20 protein-coding genes are annotated in these 15,195 nt (G+C 72.0%); 15 read left to right on the top strand and 5 right to left on the bottom strand.

Annotation, left to right across the window (positions count from 1 at the left end):
* The first annotated feature begins 32 nt into the window (after positions 1-32).
* Complete coding sequence (locus tag ACIP93_RS02470) at positions 33-320, top strand: DUF1416 domain-containing protein (RefSeq protein ID WP_345221343.1); 288 nt, start codon at positions 33-35, stop codon at positions 318-320.
* A gap of 146 nt (positions 321-466) precedes the next feature.
* Positions 467-727, top strand: a complete 261-nt coding sequence (locus tag ACIP93_RS02465) for a DUF3099 domain-containing protein (RefSeq protein WP_345221345.1) — start codon at positions 467-469, stop codon at positions 725-727.
* Here the strand turns inward: ACIP93_RS02465 and ACIP93_RS02460 are convergent.
* The gene (locus ACIP93_RS02460) at positions 721-1,083 is read right to left on the bottom strand and encodes a DsrE family protein (RefSeq protein WP_401754798.1); all 363 of its coding nucleotides are present in this window, start codon (positions 1,081-1,083) and stop codon (positions 721-723) included. The two genes, ACIP93_RS02465 and ACIP93_RS02460, sit on opposite strands and share 7 nt — an antisense overlap.
* A gap of 279 nt (positions 1,084-1,362) precedes the next feature.
* Here ACIP93_RS02460 and ACIP93_RS02455 point away from each other — a divergent pair, with 279 nt between their 5' ends.
* The 3 genes from ACIP93_RS02455 to ACIP93_RS02445 are packed head-to-tail and all read left to right on the top strand — an operon-like array spanning position 1,363 to position 3,425.
* A complete protein-coding gene (locus ACIP93_RS02455) occupies positions 1,363-1,935 on the top strand; it encodes an FABP family protein (RefSeq protein ID WP_345221349.1) in 573 nt (190 codons plus the stop codon).
* Between the two features lie 46 nt (positions 1,936-1,981).
* Positions 1,982-2,434 carry a transcriptional repressor gene (locus ACIP93_RS02450; protein WP_345221351.1) on the top strand — a complete coding sequence of 151 codons (453 nt, stop codon included), beginning with the start codon at positions 1,982-1,984 and terminating at the stop codon, positions 2,432-2,434.
* A 10-nt stretch (positions 2,435-2,444) separates the two neighbouring features.
* Positions 2,445-3,425, top strand: coding sequence for a folate-binding protein (locus ACIP93_RS02445; protein WP_345221353.1), 981 nt, complete (start codon positions 2,445-2,447; stop codon positions 3,423-3,425).
* A 66-nt stretch (positions 3,426-3,491) separates the two neighbouring features.
* Here the strand turns inward: ACIP93_RS02445 and dtd are convergent, their stop codons facing one another.
* Positions 3,492-3,917, bottom strand: coding sequence for a D-aminoacyl-tRNA deacylase (gene dtd / locus ACIP93_RS02440; RefSeq protein WP_401754793.1), 426 nt, complete (start codon positions 3,915-3,917; stop codon positions 3,492-3,494).
* Between the two features lie 138 nt (positions 3,918-4,055).
* Here dtd and ACIP93_RS02435 point away from each other — a divergent pair, with 138 nt between their 5' ends.
* The 3 genes from ACIP93_RS02435 to ACIP93_RS02425 all read left to right on the top strand — a co-directional run bounded on the left by ACIP93_RS02435 (position 4,056) and on the right by ACIP93_RS02425 (position 6,982).
* Entirely contained in the window at positions 4,056-4,616 is a 561-nt protein-coding gene (locus ACIP93_RS02435) for an ABC transporter substrate-binding protein (RefSeq protein WP_345221357.1), read from the top strand.
* Positions 4,617-4,687: 71 nt separating this feature from the next.
* Positions 4,688-5,668 (top strand): asparaginase, encoded by a 981-nt coding sequence (locus tag ACIP93_RS02430; protein ID WP_345221359.1) that lies wholly within the window; start codon positions 4,688-4,690, stop codon positions 5,666-5,668.
* A gap of 24 nt (positions 5,669-5,692) precedes the next feature.
* Positions 5,693-6,982 (top strand): GNAT family N-acetyltransferase, encoded by a 1,290-nt coding sequence (locus tag ACIP93_RS02425; protein ID WP_401754788.1) that lies wholly within the window; start codon positions 5,693-5,695, stop codon positions 6,980-6,982.
* A gap of 20 nt (positions 6,983-7,002) precedes the next feature.
* On the opposite strand, the gene ACIP93_RS02420 is transcribed toward ACIP93_RS02425, so the two are convergent.
* Positions 7,003-7,188 carry a hypothetical protein gene (locus ACIP93_RS02420; protein ID WP_345221363.1) on the bottom strand — a complete coding sequence of 62 codons (186 nt, stop codon included), beginning with the start codon at positions 7,186-7,188 and terminating at the stop codon, positions 7,003-7,005.
* A 235-nt stretch (positions 7,189-7,423) separates the two neighbouring features.
* Here ACIP93_RS02420 and ACIP93_RS02415 point away from each other — a divergent pair, with 235 nt between their 5' ends.
* Positions 7,424-8,329, top strand: coding sequence for a winged helix-turn-helix domain-containing protein (locus ACIP93_RS02415; RefSeq protein WP_401755633.1), 906 nt, complete (start codon positions 7,424-7,426; stop codon positions 8,327-8,329).
* A 26-nt stretch (positions 8,330-8,355) separates the two neighbouring features.
* Here ACIP93_RS02415 and ACIP93_RS02410 read toward each other — a convergent pair whose 3' ends face one another.
* On the bottom strand, positions 8,356-8,550 hold the full coding sequence (locus ACIP93_RS02410) for a hypothetical protein (protein WP_401754785.1): 195 nt from the start codon (positions 8,548-8,550) through the stop codon (positions 8,356-8,358).
* A gap of 172 nt (positions 8,551-8,722) precedes the next feature.
* Between ACIP93_RS02410 and ACIP93_RS02405 the strand changes: the two genes are divergently transcribed.
* The 6 genes from ACIP93_RS02405 (at position 8,723) to ACIP93_RS02380 (ending at position 14,505) form a co-directional block, all read left to right on the top strand.
* Positions 8,723-9,610 (top strand): winged helix-turn-helix domain-containing protein, encoded by an 888-nt coding sequence (locus tag ACIP93_RS02405; RefSeq protein ID WP_345221367.1) that lies wholly within the window; start codon positions 8,723-8,725, stop codon positions 9,608-9,610.
* Positions 9,610-10,173 carry an HAD family hydrolase gene (locus tag ACIP93_RS02400; RefSeq protein ID WP_401754782.1) on the top strand — a complete coding sequence of 188 codons (564 nt, stop codon included), beginning with the start codon at positions 9,610-9,612 and terminating at the stop codon, positions 10,171-10,173. Before ACIP93_RS02405 ends, ACIP93_RS02400 begins: the two co-directional genes overlap by 1 nt.
* Positions 10,173-10,373 (top strand): HAD family hydrolase, encoded by a 201-nt coding sequence (locus tag ACIP93_RS02395; protein WP_401754779.1) that lies wholly within the window; start codon positions 10,173-10,175, stop codon positions 10,371-10,373. The genes ACIP93_RS02400 and ACIP93_RS02395 overlap by 1 nt, the downstream gene beginning before the upstream one ends.
* 29 nt (positions 10,374-10,402) lie before the next feature.
* Positions 10,403-11,269, top strand: coding sequence for a winged helix-turn-helix domain-containing protein (locus ACIP93_RS02390; RefSeq protein WP_401754776.1), 867 nt, complete (start codon positions 10,403-10,405; stop codon positions 11,267-11,269).
* Between the two features lie 174 nt (positions 11,270-11,443).
* Positions 11,444-13,726, top strand: coding sequence for an aminoglycoside phosphotransferase family protein (locus tag ACIP93_RS02385; RefSeq protein WP_345221373.1), 2,283 nt, complete (start codon positions 11,444-11,446; stop codon positions 13,724-13,726).
* A gap of 116 nt (positions 13,727-13,842) precedes the next feature.
* The gene (locus ACIP93_RS02380) at positions 13,843-14,505 is read left to right on the top strand and encodes a TetR family transcriptional regulator (protein ID WP_345221375.1); all 663 of its coding nucleotides are present in this window, start codon (positions 13,843-13,845) and stop codon (positions 14,503-14,505) included.
* Positions 14,506-14,687: 182 nt separating this feature from the next.
* On the opposite strand, the gene ACIP93_RS02375 is transcribed toward ACIP93_RS02380, so the two are convergent.
* Positions 14,688-15,185 carry a hypothetical protein gene (locus ACIP93_RS02375; protein WP_401754772.1) on the bottom strand — a complete coding sequence of 166 codons (498 nt, stop codon included), beginning with the start codon at positions 15,183-15,185 and terminating at the stop codon, positions 14,688-14,690.
* Positions 15,186-15,195 lie beyond the last annotated feature (10 nt).

Here is a 15,195-nt window from a genome sequence, read left to right as displayed (position 1 = left end):
CTCCCTCCCTCACGGAACTTGGAGTACCCCTCATGTGCGGAGCACAGGCCGGCGGCCCCGACGCCTCCACCATCAAGCCCGGTGAGACCACCATCCAGGGCAGCGTCACCAGGAACGGCGAGCCGGTGACCGGCTACGTCCGCCTCCTCGACTCGACCGGCGAGTTCACCGCCGAGGTCCCCACCTCGGCCACCGGTCAGTTCCGCTTCTACGCCGCCGAGGGCACCTGGACGCTGCGCGCCCTGGTCCCGGGCGGCACGGCCGACCGCACGGTCGTCGCCCGGACGGGCGGGCTCGCGGAGGTCGCGATCGCGGTCTGAGAACCGCGTCGCGCAGCGATACCGGCCGGAGGGCCGCACCCACAGGGGGTTGGACGCCATACCTGTGACGAAGGGTGCGGCCCTCCGGTCTGCTCTTTCCTGACGCGTCCCTCGTACCGCCCGGCCCCCGGACGTACCGTGGGGGCATGTACGCCCGTCGCCGCCGTGGCTACTTCCTTCTGATGGGGACGTGCCTCGTCCTCTTCGTGGGCGCGTGCGCGGTCGTGCGGCTGTGGTCGGTGCCGGTCGCGGTCGGCATGTGCGTGGTGGCGGCCGTCATCCCGCCCGTCGCTGCGGTCGTCGCCAACCGGAAGGGGCCCGAGGACCGGTGGTACGACGACACCACCGGGGACCCCGGGTCCGACGACTGGTGGGACGAACTGGACGGGCGTCCCCGGCGTCAGTAGACGAGTGCCTGCACGCCGTCCGCCATGATCTCGCTCACGAACACCTGCGCCCCGGCGATCCGCACGCCCTCCAGCACGTCCTGCTCGCCGATGTCGCGCCGTACCGCGCACTGCGTGCACAGGGTGATCGTCCCGCCCGCCTGGACCGACTCGATCAGGTCCGGCAGCGGCGCCGAGTGCGGCAGCTCGAACTGCGCCGCCCTCCCCGGCAGCGCGAACCACGCCGACTCACCGGTCAGCCACAGCGACACCTCCACCCCGCTGGCCACCGCCACCGCCGCGACGGTGAACGCCTGCGAACACCGCTCGGGGGCGTCGGCCCCGGCGGTCACCTTGATCACGAGCTTCTTCGACATGCCCCGACCCTAGTGCGCGGCGAACCTCACCGAGAGCGCCGGAGCCCGGCGGACTAAGCTGGGGGCCGGCCCGTGTCCCACACCCCGCTCATCCCAAGGAGCACCCCGTGCTTGAGGCAGTCTTCTCCGCCCTGCTGGTCCTGGTCTGCGTCGGCGTCCTCGCCTTCGCCGGTCTGGCCGTGAAGAAGCTCTACCAGGGCCAGCGCTGACCCGTACGGACGCACACGCGTACCGGACAGCGAGCCGTCACCCCCTCCACACAGATCGCCTGAGCCCCTCATGATCGAGATCCCGTCCGACCTCCACCCGGACCTCGTCCCCCTCGTCTTCCTCCTCGGGAAGTGGACGGGTGCGGGCGTCACCGACTTCCCCGGCCAGGAGAAGGCCAACTTCGGCCAGGAAGTCACCTTCAGCCACGACGGCCGCGACTTCCTGGAGTACGTCTCGCACTCCTGGATCCTCGACGCCGAGGGCAACAAGGTGAAGCCGCTGGAGACCGAGTCCGGCTTCTGGCGCGTCGACAAGGACCGCAAGGTCGAGGTCGTCATGACCCGCGACACCGGTGTCGTCGAGATCTGGTACGGCGAGCTGGCCGCCCAGAAGCCGCAGATCGACCTGGTGACGGACGCCGTCGCGCGCACCGCCGCGTCCGGCCCCTACACGGGCGGCAAGCGTCTGTACGGCTACGTCAAGAGCGACCTGATGTGGGTCGGTGAGAAGGCCACCCCCGAGGTCGAGCTGCGCCCGTACATGTCCGCGCACCTGAAGAAGACCGTCACCCCGGAGGAGGTCGAGGCCATGGCCAAGAACCTCCCCGACCTGCCGGACGACGGCATCGCGTTCTTCCGCTGAGCCGGACGCGGGCCGGACGCTCGCCGCGCTGCCTACACTGGGCGGCGTGGTGAGCACCGACTGGAAGAGTGATCTGCGGCAGCGCGGTTATCGGCTGACACCGCAGCGGCAGCTTGTGCTGGAAGCGGTGGACGCGCTGGAGCACGCGACGCCCGACGACATCCTGGGCGAGGTGCGCAAGACCGCTTCCGGGGTCAACATCTCGACCGTCTACCGCACCCTGGAGCTCCTGGAGGAGCTCGGGCTGGTCAGCCACGCGCATCTCGGGCACGGCGCGCCGACGTACCACCTCGCCGACCGGCACCACCACCTCCACCTCGTGTGCCGGGACTGCTCCGACGTCATCGAGGCCGACGTGGAGGTCGCCGGGGACTTCATCGCCAAACTGCGGGGCGAATTCGGGTTCGAGACCGATATGAAGCACTTCGCGATCTTTGGCCGGTGCGCCGGCTGCACGGCGGGGACCACGGCGGAGAAGGGCTCCCCGGCCGAGTCGTAGGCTGGGTGGTATGCAGTCGAATTCACCGAGCAGCCCCCTCCTCTCCCTGCCCGGCGCCGTCCCCGCCGAGGGACGTGACGAGGGCGTGGCCGCGCACTACGGGGACCTGTTCCGCGAGCAGCGCGCGCTCGCCGGCGGGTCGGGTTTCGTGGACCTCTCGCACCGGGGGGTCGTCGCCGTCACCGGTTCCGACCGGCTGAGCTGGCTGCACCTGCTGATCACCCAGCACGTCACCGAGCTGCCCGCCGGGCAGGCCACCGAGGCGCTGGTGCTCACCGCCAACGGGCACGTCGAGCACGCGATGTACCTGGTGGACGACGGCGAGACCGTCTGGATGCACGTCGAGCCGGGCACCCGGGGCGAGTTGATCGCGTACCTGGAGAGCATGAAGTTCTTCTACCGGGTCGAGGTCCAGGACCGGACGGACGACTTCGCCGTCGTCTGGCTGCCCGCCGGGTCGATCGCCGAGGCGCCGGACGGCGTGGTCGTACGGGAGACCGCGTACGGACGGGACCTGTTCCTGCCGCGCGCCGACCTGGAGAAGTTCGCCGCCGGGCACGGGCCCGCGGCGGGCGTGCTGGCGTACGAGGCGCTGCGGGTGGAGGGGCGCCGGCCCCGGCTCGGGTTCGAGACCGACCACCGGACCATCCCGCACGAGCTGGGATGGATCGGCAGCGCGGTGCACCTGCAGAAGGGCTGCTACCGGGGGCAGGAGACCGTCGCCCGCGTGCAGAACCTCGGGAAGCCGCCGCGCCGGCTGGTCTTCCTGCACCTGGACGGCAGCGAGGTCCTGCTGCCGCCGTCGGGGACGCCGGTGCGGCTGGCGGCCGACGGCCCGGACGGACGGCAGATCGGCTTCGTGACGACGTCCGTGCGCCACCACGAGCTCGGGCCGATCGCGCTCGCGCTGGTGAAGCGGAACGTGCCGGTGGACGCCGAGCTCATGGCGGGGGACACGGCGGCCGCCCAGGAGGTCGTCGTCGAGCAGTAGGGCACTTCGCGGCCCGGATGTCCCACTTTCCGGGCCCGGAGGTCCCTCTGCTCCGATTCTCCGGGCCTAGACGTCCAGCAGCACCGTGAATGGCCCGTGGTTGGTCAGCGACACCCGCATGTCCGCCCCGAACCGGCCCGTCTCCACCGTCGCCCCCAGCTCCCGCAGCCGCGCCACGACCTCCTCGACCAGCGGCTCGGCGACCTCGCCGGGGGCGGCGGCGTTCCAGGTGGGGCGCCGGCCCTTCCTGGCGTCCCCGTACAGGGTGAATTGTGAAATCACCAGGAGCGGGGCGTTCACGTCGGAACAGGACTTCTCGCCCTCCAGGATCCGCACCGACCACAGCTTCCCGGCCAGTTGCGCCGCTTTCTGCGGGGTGTCCTCGTGGGTCACTCCCACCAGGACACACAGGCCCTCGCCGACGATCTCCCCGACCGTCTCGCCGCCGACGACGACGCTCGCGCCGTCCACTCTCTGCACCACAGCTCGCATGCCGACCATGATGCCCGCCCGCGATCCCCTCCCCCGTGCAAGGGCCATACGGGTGCAGTGTGCCTGCGTGGGAAGCGGCAGGAGTGGCACGATGCGGGGCAAGGCGGTGCGCCGCACCGTTCGAGGGGACGGACACTCATGAGCATTTCTGGCGCCGGGCACACGGTTCACGGCCACAGGGCCGGTGATCGAGGGGTGCGCGACGCACTGCCCGCACTTCCACCGCTCGACCTCGGGGCCCTGGGCCTGCCCGAGCTGCGCACCCTGCGCCAGGGCGCGCAGAGCGACGAGGCCGACCTCAGTTACGTACGGCGGCTGCTGCACGGCCGCATCGACATCCTGCGCGCCGAGCTGGCCCGGCGGGGCGGGCCCATGACGCCCGTGGTGGAGCGGCTGTCGGAGATCCTCGCCGACACCCCCTCCGCCCACCGTTCCTCCGCCCGGCACGTGACGCTGTCCACACCGCGCAACGAGGAGTACACGCGGCTGGCCGCCGAGATGCTCGCGGAGGTCGAGCTGTCCGACCTCGACGCCCGGACGGACGCGGAGCTGCACGCGGGAATGGACCGCCTGATCGGCTACGAGCAGCAGGTCTCCCGGCAGCGGCAGGCCCTCCAGCGCACCGCCGACGATTGCAGCGCGGAGATCGCCCGCAGGTACCGTGAAGGCGAAGCACAAGTAGACGATCTGCTCCATTGAGGTCCTGACCGGGCGATCCCCGGCCGGCCCCGATCGCGGGCGGGTCCCTGTCCGGAAGGCCCCTGTCGACGATGACGACCTCCACCGCCCCCGCTGCCGGCCCGGCCCCTGTCATACCCCCGGTCCTCGCCGAAGTCGTCCGATCCGGCTTCGTCGAGGGCCACCACCGGGGTTCGCTGGTGGTGCTGGCGGCCGACGGCAGCACGGAGCTCGCCCTCGGCGACGTCACCTCCCCCGTCTTCCCCCGCTCCAGCAACAAGCCCATGCAGGCCGCCGCCGTGCTCCGGGCGGGCCTGGACCTGTCCGGCGAGCGCCTGGCGCTGGCCGCCGCGAGCCACTCCGGGGAGGGCTTCCACCTCGCTCTCGTGCGCGAGATGCTCAGCGAGTACGGGCTCACCGACGCCGACCTCCAGACGCCGCCGGACCTGCCGCTGGACCCCGTCGAGGCCGAGGCGTACCTGGCCGCCGGGCACGTCCGCGACCGGGTCACCATGAACTGCTCCGGCAAGCACGCCGCGATGATCGCCGCCTGCCGGCTGAACGGCTGGGACACCGCCGGCTACCTGGACCCCGCCCACCCCCTCCAGCAGCTCGTCCTGGCGGGCGTGGAGCGCGCGGCGGGCGAGCGGGTCACGGCCGTGGGCACGGACGGCTGCGGGGCGCCGCTGATGGCGATCAGCCTGGCCGGCCTCGCCCGCGCCTTCCGGCACTTCGTCCTCGCCGACGAGGGCACCCCCGAGCGCCGGGTGGCCGACGCGATGCGGGCGCACCCCGAGTACGTGGCGGGCACGAGGCGCCCCGACACCTGGCTGATGCGGGCCGTGCCGGGGGCCCTGTCGAAGATGGGCGCGGAGGCCGTGCAGGCGATGGCGCTGCCGGACGGGCGGGCCCTCGCCTTCAAGATCGACGACGGTGCCGGGCGGGCGCTGGGGCCGGTCCTGGCCAGGGCGCTGCGGCTGCTGGGCGTGGACGGCGAGGTGGTGGCCCGGATCGGGGACGCGCCGCTGCTCGGCGGGCCGGTGAAGGTCGGGGAAATCCGGGCGACATTCTGAGCGGGGCGTGCTTAGCGTGGGCGCATGAGCGCCCACGCCGATCTTTCCGCTGCCGCCGACTCCCTTGACGTACGAGTGCTGACCGAGGCCGACTTCCCGGACTGGGCCCGTGCCACCAACACCGGGTTCCTGCGGGCCGCCGCGTACACCGAGGAGGATCTCGCGCTGCGGCTGTCGCGGACCGACCTCTCGCGGGCGCGGGGGGCGTTCGACCAGGGGCGGTGCGTGGCGACGTACCGCTCCTTCGCCCAGCAGCTCACGGTGCCCGGCGGGCAGTTCGTGCGGGCCGACGCGGTCTCCGCGGTCACCGTCGCGCCGACGCACCGCAGGCGCGGACTGCTCAGCCGCATGATCCGCGCGGACCTCGCGGAGGCGAAGGAGCGGGGTGACGTGGTGGCCACCCTGATCGCCGCCGAGTACCCGATCTACGGGCGCTACGGCTTCGGGCACGCCACCTCCACGAACGTCTGGGAGATCGACACGCACCGCACGGGCCTGGACCCCCGCTGGTCGGGCCCCGAGTGCGGCGGCCGGATCGATCTGGTCGACGGCGAGGAGATCCGCAAGGCGGGCCCGGAGCTGCACGAGCGGTTCCGGGCGGAGCGGCACGGCGCGATCGACCGCGACGAGCACTGGTGGCAGGCGCGTACGGGCCTGACCGCGTACTCCTTCGACCCCCAGCCGCCCGCCTTCTACGTGGTCTACCGCGCCCCGGCCTCGCGCGGCGGGCAGGTGGAGGGGCTGGCGGCGTACCGGGCGGACGACATGTGGGGCGACGGCAAGCAGCCGCTGAACACCGTGCACGTGGACCACATGATCGCCACCAGCCCCGCGGCCGAGCGCGCGCTGTGGCACTACCTGTGCTCGATCGACTGGGTGGCGAAGGTGCGGACCGGCTACCGCGCGCCGGACGACCTGCTGCCCGACCTGCTGGTCGATCAGCGGGCGGCGTCCGTGGTGACGTCGGCGGACTGGCTGTGGGTGCGGGTGCTGGACGTCGTACGGGCGCTGGAGGCCAGGACGTACGAGAAGAGCGGGACGGTGGTGCTGGAGGTGGCGGACCGGCTGGGCCTGGCGGGCGGACGCTTCCGGCTGACGGTGTCGGAGTTCGGTACGGCGACCTGCGAGCCGACGGCCGAGGACGCGGAACTCCGCCTCGGTGCGCGGGAGTTGGGGGCGCTGTACCTGGGTGGGCGGTCGGCGCTGCGGATGGCGGCGCTGGGTGAGGTGTCCGAGGAGGTGGCGGGGGCGGCGGCCCGGGTGGACGGATTGTTCCGGACGGCGCGTCAGCCGTGGTGCCCGGACATCTTCTGAGGGTCCTCGCCCGTGCGGCGTCAGCCGAGGGCGGACTGGCCGAGGAAGACCAGGGCCACGGCGCCGATGCTGATGCAGGTGGTGTTCTTCGTCTTGACGCCGACGGTCAGGAAGCCGAGCGCCGCGGCGCCGAGCAGACCGTACTGCTTCTCGACCACCTCGCTGAGAAGGTAGGCGCCGAGGGCGAGGAAGACGATGAGCGGCATGGGGATCACTCCAGACGGTGGTCGGGGTGGCGGCCCGTTGGCCGGTCGGTACGGGCCGTACAGCCAGGCTGGTGGAGGGGCGGACGATCCTGGTGTCGCTGCGGACCATCCCGGTGGAAGCGGAACCACCTTGTACGAGTTGGTGGCCAACTCTTCTGAAGTTGTCCCCATGCACCAAGAACCTTTAACCAGGTCCGTCAACAACTCCCGTTAGATGGTGTGAAGTTGTAGTGTTCTGGTTGTGAGCACAGTCGGCGCCGCGATGAACGGCCGGAAGAGGTCACCCCGAGACGTGGCCGATGCGCTGCGGGCCCGGATCAGAACCGGGGAGCTGCGGCCGGGAGACCGCATGCCGACGCAGGCCCAGTTGGCGGAGGAGTACGCGGTGGAGCGCGGCGCGGTGCGCCAGGCGCTCCGCATCCTGGTCGAGGAGGGGCTGCTGACCAACGTGACCAAGGGCTCCCCGGCGACGGTCGCGGGCGACGCGCCCGCCGCGCTCGGCGCGAGCGTCGCCTCGCCGCCGCAGCCCACCATGGTCGCCCTCGGCTCACGGATCACGGAGGCCTTCGAGGCCGACCACGTCGAGATCGACGCCCTGTGCCTGACGGCCGTCTCGCTGACGCTGGGCTTCGGGGAGGCGCTGCGCCGGGTGCACGAGGGCCGGGTGCGGCCGTCCAGGATCACCGTGCGGGTGCTGCTCCCCAGCCGGAACATCGACCTGGCCTTCCCGACGCCGGTCGCGGACGGCAACGACCCCCGCCCGCACGGCCGTTGGCTCTCCCAGCGCAATGCGCAGGGGCAGGTGCTGCTGCACAACCTCCGCAGCCTGCGCCGCTCGCACGGCATCGACGTGAACGTGACCTTCCGGGCGCTCCCCTTCACTCCCCCCGTGAAGCTGTACCTCCTCAACGGCACGGAGGCCCTCTTCGCGTACTACATGATCACGAAGCAGGAGGAGCAGTTCGAGCAGGACCGCGAGCCCCTGGAGATGTACGACACGGTGGGCACCCGGTCCATGCTGTTCCCCTTCGACCGGCAGGCGGGCGGGGAGCGGGACCGGACGTTCGTGGAGCAGTCGCAGTCGTGGTTCGACGCGATCTGGAACACGATCAGCCAGGATCTGGACCTGGCTGCCAACTGAGCGCGAGTCGGCAGCCGGGCTGCTCCCTAGGCGGCGGCGACGGGCGCGAGCACCGCGAGCGTGAGGAGGGCCGCACCGACGCCCGCGCAGGCGGGGCTCTTGGCCTTCGCCCCGATGCAGATGAGCAGGACACCAATGGAGCCGGGGGCCCCGTAGCGCCACTCGACGAACCTCTCGAATCCGATGACGAAGACGGCGGAAAGCAGCAGCAGAGCAGGCATGGGGTCCCTCCCTCGGGAATCACCGGCGGTACGGGCGGCGGGGAGGCGACGCTGCCTCAGCCAAGTGTGCCAAGTGGCAACCAACTCAAGGGAGTTGTCCCCACTTGGTCGCGATCCATAAACAACTGAGCGACAACTCCCATCAGATGGCTGTGAGTTATACCGTTGTGGTGTGAGCGAGTTGAGCAGTCCGGGAAGCGGTGGCAGGCGGACGTACAGGGAAGTGGCCGACACCCTGCGCGACCGCATCCGAAGAGGCGAGATCAAGGCCGGCGAGCCGATGCCGACACAGGCGGCGCTCGTCAAGGAGTTCTGCGTGGAACGCGGCACCATCCGCCAGGCCCTGCGCGTCCTCCACGCGGAGGGCCTCCTCACGGAGGCGACGCGGGGCGCGCCGGCGAGGGTGGCGGCCGCCTCCCCGGTGACGGCGGAGGGCGACCCCCGGGGCGGCAGTCCGCAGCCCACGCTGAGCGCGCTGGGACCGCGGCTGGCACGGGCCTTCGAGGCGGAGGAGGTCCGCGTCGACGCGTTGAGCCTGACCTCGGAGTCGCTGCTGCTGGCGATCGCGGACCCCCTGAAGCTGATCCACGAGAACCGTCTGAAGCCGTCCTCCGTCACCGTCCGCATCCTGCTGCCGGCCCGCAACATCGAGCTGGCCTTCCCCCGGGGCGTCGAGCCGGACGAAGCCCGGCTGGTCCACCACCGCTGGCTCCAGCAGCGCAACGCGCAGGGGCAGGTGCTGCTGCACAACCTCCGCAGCCTGCGCCGCTCGCACGGCATCGACGTGGACGTGACCTTCCGGGCGCTGCCCTTCACCCCGCCCCTGAAGCTGTACGTACTGAACGGCGCCGAGGCGCTTTTCGCGTACTACAAGGTCATCAGGCGCCAGGAGGAGATCGGGGACACCAACCTGGAGATGTACGACGCGCTGGGCGCGGAGTCGGTCCTCTTCGCCTTCGACGCGGAGACGGGGCTGCGGGACGCGGCCTTCGTCGAACAATCCGCGAAGTGGTTCGACGCGCTCTGGAACACCGTCACCTCGGACCTGACACTCTCCTAATGGCCTCTGAAACCACAGACCTCGAACAGGCGGCGCCGGTGATCGAGCGGGCAGCACAGGCGATCACCGGCGCCACCTGCGTCCTCTTCGACTTCGACGGCCCGATCTGCGGGCTCTTCGCGGAACACCGCGCGCACGACATAGCCGACCGGCTGATCGCCTGGCTCGCCCGCCGGGACCTGGCGGTCCGGATGCCGCAGGAGGACCGGCAGGACCCGCACGCCGTGCTGAGAGCGATCGGGGACAGCCACCCCGACTCCGGGCTGGTGCGCGAACTGGAGGCGGCCCTGACCGACGAGGAACTGCGGGCCGCGCGGACGGCCGCGCCGACGCCGCACGTCGACGACCTCATACGCGAGTGGTCGGCACGCGGCACCCCGCTGGCCATCGCCACCAACAACTCCCCCCGGGCGGCCCACGCCTACCTCTCCCAGCGCGGCCTCGCCCCCTGCTTCGACCGCCACGTCTACGGCCGCACCGCCGACCTGGACCGCCTCAAGCCGGACCCGGACTGCCTCAACCGCGCACTGCGGGCGCTGGACGCGGACCGGCGAAGTCCCTGATGATCGGCGACACCCCGTCCGACCTGGAGGCGGCCGGCCGCGCCGGGGTGGCCTTCCTGGGCTACGCGAAGGACGCACGACGGGTGACACGGCTGAGGGAGGCGGGCGCGGAGGCGGTGGTGGGGTCGTTGGGGGAGGTGCTGGAGCTCATCGGGGGCACCGATCCGCCTGAGCGTCGGGGGCTCGACGACCGGGGTTGAGGGCGGGCGCTCAGAGGTACGTTCCCGTCGTGACGAATCCTCCGGGCGGCGACGGCGGCGGTGAGGTCTTCCGGCGTGTCGCCGCGCAGTTGCGCACGGCCATGTCCGACGGCACGTACACGGTGGGCTCCCTGCTGCCGCCGCAGCGGGAACTGGCCGAGCGCTTCGGGGTCGCCAAGGACACCATCCGGCGGGTGATGAACGAGCTGGTCGGCGAGGGCTGGATCGAGGGGCGGGTCGGCAGCGGGACCCGGGTGGTCAAGGTGCAGCGGGTGCACCCCGGACAGTCGGGAGGCCCGGGGCTGCTGCGTACCGTCGTGGGGGAGACGTTCGCCGCCGACCACGTCACGATGGATGTCTTCAGCCTGACGGCGGAGACCCTGAGCGGGCACCTGGCCGAGCAGGTGCGACGGGTGCGCGAGGGGGAGATCTCCCCCAGCAGCATCAAGGTGCGCCTGCTGCTTCCCGACGCGCAGACGCAGATGCCGTACCCGAGCCCCAAGGACGGCCCCGGCGACGCCCGGCTGGCGGCCCGGATGCACGAACTCAGCGCGCTGCACAGCGAGTTGATCCGCACCAGCCTGGAAGGGCTGCGGCGCGAGCGGCTGGTGGCCGAGGTGTCGGAGGAGATCAGGCGGGTTCCGCTCACGCCGCACGCCAAGCTGTACCTGTTCAACGGGACGACCGCGCTCCAGGGTTACTACAAGATCGTGGAGCGGCGCATCGAGCTGGCGGACGGCGAGGAGCTGGACACCATCGACGTGCTGGGGCTGCGGGCGATGCTGTTCCGGTACGTGAAGGACGGCGACCCGGCCTCGCTCGGTTCGGTCTTCGTCGCGGACTCCCAGGAGTGGTTCGACTCCGTCTGGGACCTGCTGGCCGTCTCCGACGCGTAGTCCCGTCGCACTCCCGTCGGGCCGTCGGCCGCCCGTGCCCCCGGGAGCGGTTCCCGTTCATCTCAACGACGTACAGACCGTCTGCCAATCGGGTAACACGGCGCGCTCAAACCCCTTCCGGCCACTAATGTGTCGCGTCTTGGACTTCACTGTGCGATACGCCGGGAGCGGCTTGTGCAAGGTTCCCCCGCCACGGTCTTCGGCACGCACGCCCCCGCCGTGCCCCGGACGCCGAAACCCTCGGCCCCCAAGCCGACGGCGCCCAAGCCCGCCTGGGTGCACGTCTATCCGGCGTTCGTCGACTCCGCGATCCGCCGGGGCGAGGTGAGCGGCGGCTTCCACAACCGGAACTACCTGGCGCCGCTCACCGAGCCGATGGCGCGGGCGGTCGGCAGGCCCGCCGGGGAGACCGTGACGGTGCGGCTGCGGGAGCGGGAGGCGCTCTCCGTCGTCATCAGGACCTGGGAGGACGAGACCCAGATCCTGGACGCCCTGCGCGGCGTCCTGCCGGACGTACCGCGCTGCCTGGCCAAGGCCGGAAGCTCGACGGTCCTCAGCTATGTGGAGGGCGTGCCGCTCTCCAGCATCTGCCAGAACGGCAAACCGGTCGACCACCTGCTGGTGGAGGCGCTGGTCGATCAGCTCGCGCAGATGGCCAGGATCGGTCAGAGCAAACTCCCCAGGCTGCCGACGGGCTGGCCCCGGGACCGGCAGAGCCGCGCCTTCCTGCGCCATCTGGCACTGCTGACCGACCGGCACGTCCGTCGGCCCAACTGGGCCGAATTCGGCGGTCTTTTCGCCGCGCTGGGCATTCCGGCGGACTCCATGGCGGGTTTCGCGGGCCGGGTGCCGCCCATGGTGCCGCGGCCCTTCGGCCTGCTCCACACCGACCTGCACCGGGACAACGTGATCGTCTCCTACGTCGCGGCCCCTCCGCTGATCTTCGTGGACTGGGAACTGGCGACGCTCGGCGATCCGCTGCACGACCTGGCGACGCATCTGGTGCGGATGCAGTACCCGCCCTCCCAGCAGGACGAGGTCAAGCAGGTCTGGGCCCGGGCGATGGAGGCGCGGCGCCCGGAGGCGGCCCGGGGGCTGGAGACCGACCTGCGGCACTACCTGGACTTCGAGCGCGCCCAGTCGGTCTTCCCGGACGTCATGCGTGCCGCGCGCTCGCTGGGGGCCGCCGGCGCGCCCGCGGACCTGCGCGAAGCGGCGGAGGCGGTGGTACGGGCCATGGAGGCGGCGCGGGAGCCGTTGCGCCTGTCGGGCGTGCCGGACGTCGTGGGGGCCGCGCAGATCCTGCGCCGCTGGCACATGGCCCGCATGGAACAGGCCGGGCAACGGACGCGGGGACCGTTCGCCGGGGTGGTCACGGCATGGGTGAACGCGGAGGAGTTCCCCGACGAGGACGCGGCTCGGGAGACGGTGGCCGACACCCTCGTGGCCGAGGGCGCGGCCTACTCGGAGCGCGTCTTCAAGGGCACCGGGCACCTCAACACGGTGGTGGACGTCCGGGGCAGGAGGCTGGTCGTACGCCGCCGGCTGCGCTCGGCGGCCCGGCGCGAGCAGTGCTTCAACGACGAGTCGGAGGTGCTGCGGGCCGTCGCCCGGGTCGGGGCGGTCCGGGCGCCGAGACTGCTGGCACTGGGGGAGAGCGCCCCGTCGGACGCCTTCGCCGTGCTCACCTACTCCGGGACCTTCGGCGGTTCTCCCTCGCACCCGGTCGACGGACTGTCGCCGTACGAGGCCGACGACCTGGTCGACCAGCTCGCCGCGCTCACCGAGGTGGACGTCGACGGGATGGAGCCGCGGCTCCCGCCGGGGGCCTTCTACCGGTGGCTGTGCGACCAACTGGTGGAGCTGGTCGCCTCGCTCCCGCCGGAGTCGCTCCGACTGGCCCGCGAACTGGGGCTGCCGGACGCGGCCCTGCTGCGGGGGCTTCTGCTGCGACGCAGCGTCACCCCTCGGGCCCCGGTGCTGCTGCACGGCGACCTGAACCCCTGGAACCTCGTCCGGGGCCCGCAGCTCGGCCAGCTCGAAGTCATCGACTGGGAGATGGCCGTGGCCGGCGACCCCCTCTACGACCTGGTGCGGCACCTCCACCTGACACCGCACCAGGGCGAGATCCGGCAGCGCATGCTGAACCGCTGGGCGGACGCGCTGCGCAAGCGGTCCCCGGAGTACGCGGCCGGCTGGGCGGGCGACGTGCACACCTACCGGTGGATCGAGCTGGTCCGCTCGGCCTACGTGGACCTCGACAGGCTGGTCACGGGCGCGAGCCTGGACGCCCCCAATGTGCGCCGGGCGGTGAACGCGTACTCCATGACCCTGCGCGCTGCCACGGAGGCACTCGGACTGGGCCACGCACGCGTGCAGAACCCGTACCTCGCCCTGGTGCTGACGCGAGGCGAACACGACGGCCCGCGTATCGGCGGCCGGGGGGCCACGTGCTGAATCGCCCGCCGGGGCGGGCATGACGGGGGCCGGCGGGTCGGCGCGTGCCACTGCGTAAGCCGTACGCAGAACTAGGATGACCGTCGAGCCGGGACGGGTGAGCGAGGGGGTGTGCGGTGAGCGGGCTGCGGGAGCTGAAGAAGCAGCGGACGTACGAGGCCATCTCGGACGCGGCCGTGCGGCTGTTCCTGGAGCGGGGCTTCGACGCCGTGTCGGTGGCGGAGGTGGCCGCCGCCGCCGAGGTCTCCAAGCCGACGCTGTTCCGGTACTTCCCGGCGAAGGAGGACCTCGCGCTGTACCGGTTCGCCGACCACGAGGACGAGTCGGCGCGGGTCGTGCGGGCGGGCCGGGCGGCGGGGGTCGGGGCGCTCGACGCGCTGGAGCGGCATCTGCGGGAGCGGCTGGCCGCGCGGGACCCGATCACCGGGCTGTGCGACGACCCGGGCGTGCTCGCGTACCAGCGGATGCTGTACGGGACGCCGAGCCTGGAAGCCCGCCTGTTCACCTACCTGCGCCGGTCCGAGGCGGCCCTCGCGGAGGAACTGGGGGAGGTGCTCGGGGCGGGAGTGCGGGCGCGGGTGGCCGCCGGGCAGATCGGGGTCGTCCTGCGGGTGCTCGCGCTGGAGAACTGGCGGCGGATCGAGGCGGGGGCGAGCGCGGACGCGGTGCACGAGATGGCCGTGGAGGAGGCGGGGACCGCGTTCCGGCAACTGCGGGAGGGACTGGACCTGGACCTGGGAGCGCCGCGTCGCGCCTCCTCGCCCGGCCCCCGCGCCTGATCGCCCAGTTCCCTCACCCCGCCTCCCCCCCCCGCACATGCTCCGCGAACCTCCGTGTTCGGCACCTGTCCCTTCGGCGGCAGCCGGTGATGCTCGCGTTCGCGGTGCCGCTGTCGGCGGGGCCGGGGGGCGCGTCCCGAAGGGAGGGCCCGCGTCGTGCGCGGGCCCTCGGACGGGGTCGGTCAGCAGGGGCGCAGCGAGTAGACCGGCGCCCAGTCGGCCGTACCGCTGCTGTAGGCGGTGGAGGTCCAGAGCTGGTTGCCGGACTTGCCGTAGAAGCGGGCGACCGTGCCGGAGGTCTGGTTGTTGATCCACGGGCCGGTGCCGTACCAGTTGGAGACGGTCCAGGTCTGGCACTTGTAGTAGTTGAAGACGGTGCCGCGGACCTCCATGCAGAGGTAGCCGTAACGGCAGGTCAGTTTGACGTTGACGCCCTTGGCGTCCTTGTCGGCCCTGGTGGCGGTGAAGCCGCCGTAGTCGATGGTCTTCGCGTCGACCTGGCGGCCCTGGGCGGCGACGTCCGCGCCCATCACCGAGGCGACGGTCGCCCGCACTTCACCGAGGCCGCTTCCGGCCGCCGGCCCCTGGGCGGTGGCCGTGCCGCTGGTCATGCCGAGCAGTGAGGCCGCCAGCAGTGTGCCCGCCGCCACCCCCGTGCCGACGCGCTTCATCGGGTTCATCCGGTCCCTG

The sequence above is a fragment of the Streptomyces sp. NPDC088745 genome (genome assembly GCF_044751045.1).
Classification (GTDB): Bacteria; Actinomycetota; Actinomycetes; order Streptomycetales; family Streptomycetaceae; genus Streptomyces; species Streptomyces cremeus.
Note: the sequence above shows the minus strand (reverse complement) of the source record. Positions and strands in the feature narration are given on the sequence as shown.

Excerpts from the sequence above, each read along its gene's own strand:
- ACIP93_RS02470 (WP_345221343.1), top strand. The coding sequence starts at position 33 with ATGTGCGGAGCACAGGCCGGCGGCCCCGACGCCTCCACCATCAAGCCC.
- ACIP93_RS02465 (WP_345221345.1), top strand. The coding sequence starts at position 467 with ATGTACGCCCGTCGCCGCCGTGGCTACTTCCTTCTGATGGGGACGTGC.
- ACIP93_RS02460 (WP_401754798.1), bottom strand. The coding sequence starts at position 1,083 with ATGTCGAAGAAGCTCGTGATCAAGGTGACCGCCGGGGCCGACGCCCCC.
- ACIP93_RS02455 (WP_345221349.1), top strand. The coding sequence starts at position 1,363 with ATGATCGAGATCCCGTCCGACCTCCACCCGGACCTCGTCCCCCTCGTC.
- ACIP93_RS02445 (WP_345221353.1), top strand. The coding sequence starts at position 2,445 with ATGCAGTCGAATTCACCGAGCAGCCCCCTCCTCTCCCTGCCCGGCGCC.
- dtd (WP_401754793.1), bottom strand. The coding sequence starts at position 3,917 with ATGCGAGCTGTGGTGCAGAGAGTGGACGGCGCGAGCGTCGTCGTCGGC.
- ACIP93_RS02435 (WP_345221357.1), top strand. The coding sequence starts at position 4,056 with ATGAGCATTTCTGGCGCCGGGCACACGGTTCACGGCCACAGGGCCGGT.
- ACIP93_RS02430 (WP_345221359.1), top strand. The coding sequence starts at position 4,688 with ATGACGACCTCCACCGCCCCCGCTGCCGGCCCGGCCCCTGTCATACCC.
- ACIP93_RS02425 (WP_401754788.1), top strand. The coding sequence starts at position 5,693 with ATGAGCGCCCACGCCGATCTTTCCGCTGCCGCCGACTCCCTTGACGTA.
- ACIP93_RS02420 (WP_345221363.1), bottom strand. The coding sequence starts at position 7,188 with ATGCCGCTCATCGTCTTCCTCGCCCTCGGCGCCTACCTTCTCAGCGAG.
- ACIP93_RS02410 (WP_401754785.1), bottom strand. The coding sequence starts at position 8,550 with ATGCCTGCTCTGCTGCTGCTTTCCGCCGTCTTCGTCATCGGATTCGAG.
- ACIP93_RS02400 (WP_401754782.1), top strand. The coding sequence starts at position 9,610 with ATGGCCTCTGAAACCACAGACCTCGAACAGGCGGCGCCGGTGATCGAG.
- ACIP93_RS02395 (WP_401754779.1), top strand. The coding sequence starts at position 10,173 with ATGATCGGCGACACCCCGTCCGACCTGGAGGCGGCCGGCCGCGCCGGG.
- ACIP93_RS02375 (WP_401754772.1), bottom strand. The coding sequence starts at position 15,185 with ATGAACCCGATGAAGCGCGTCGGCACGGGGGTGGCGGCGGGCACACTG.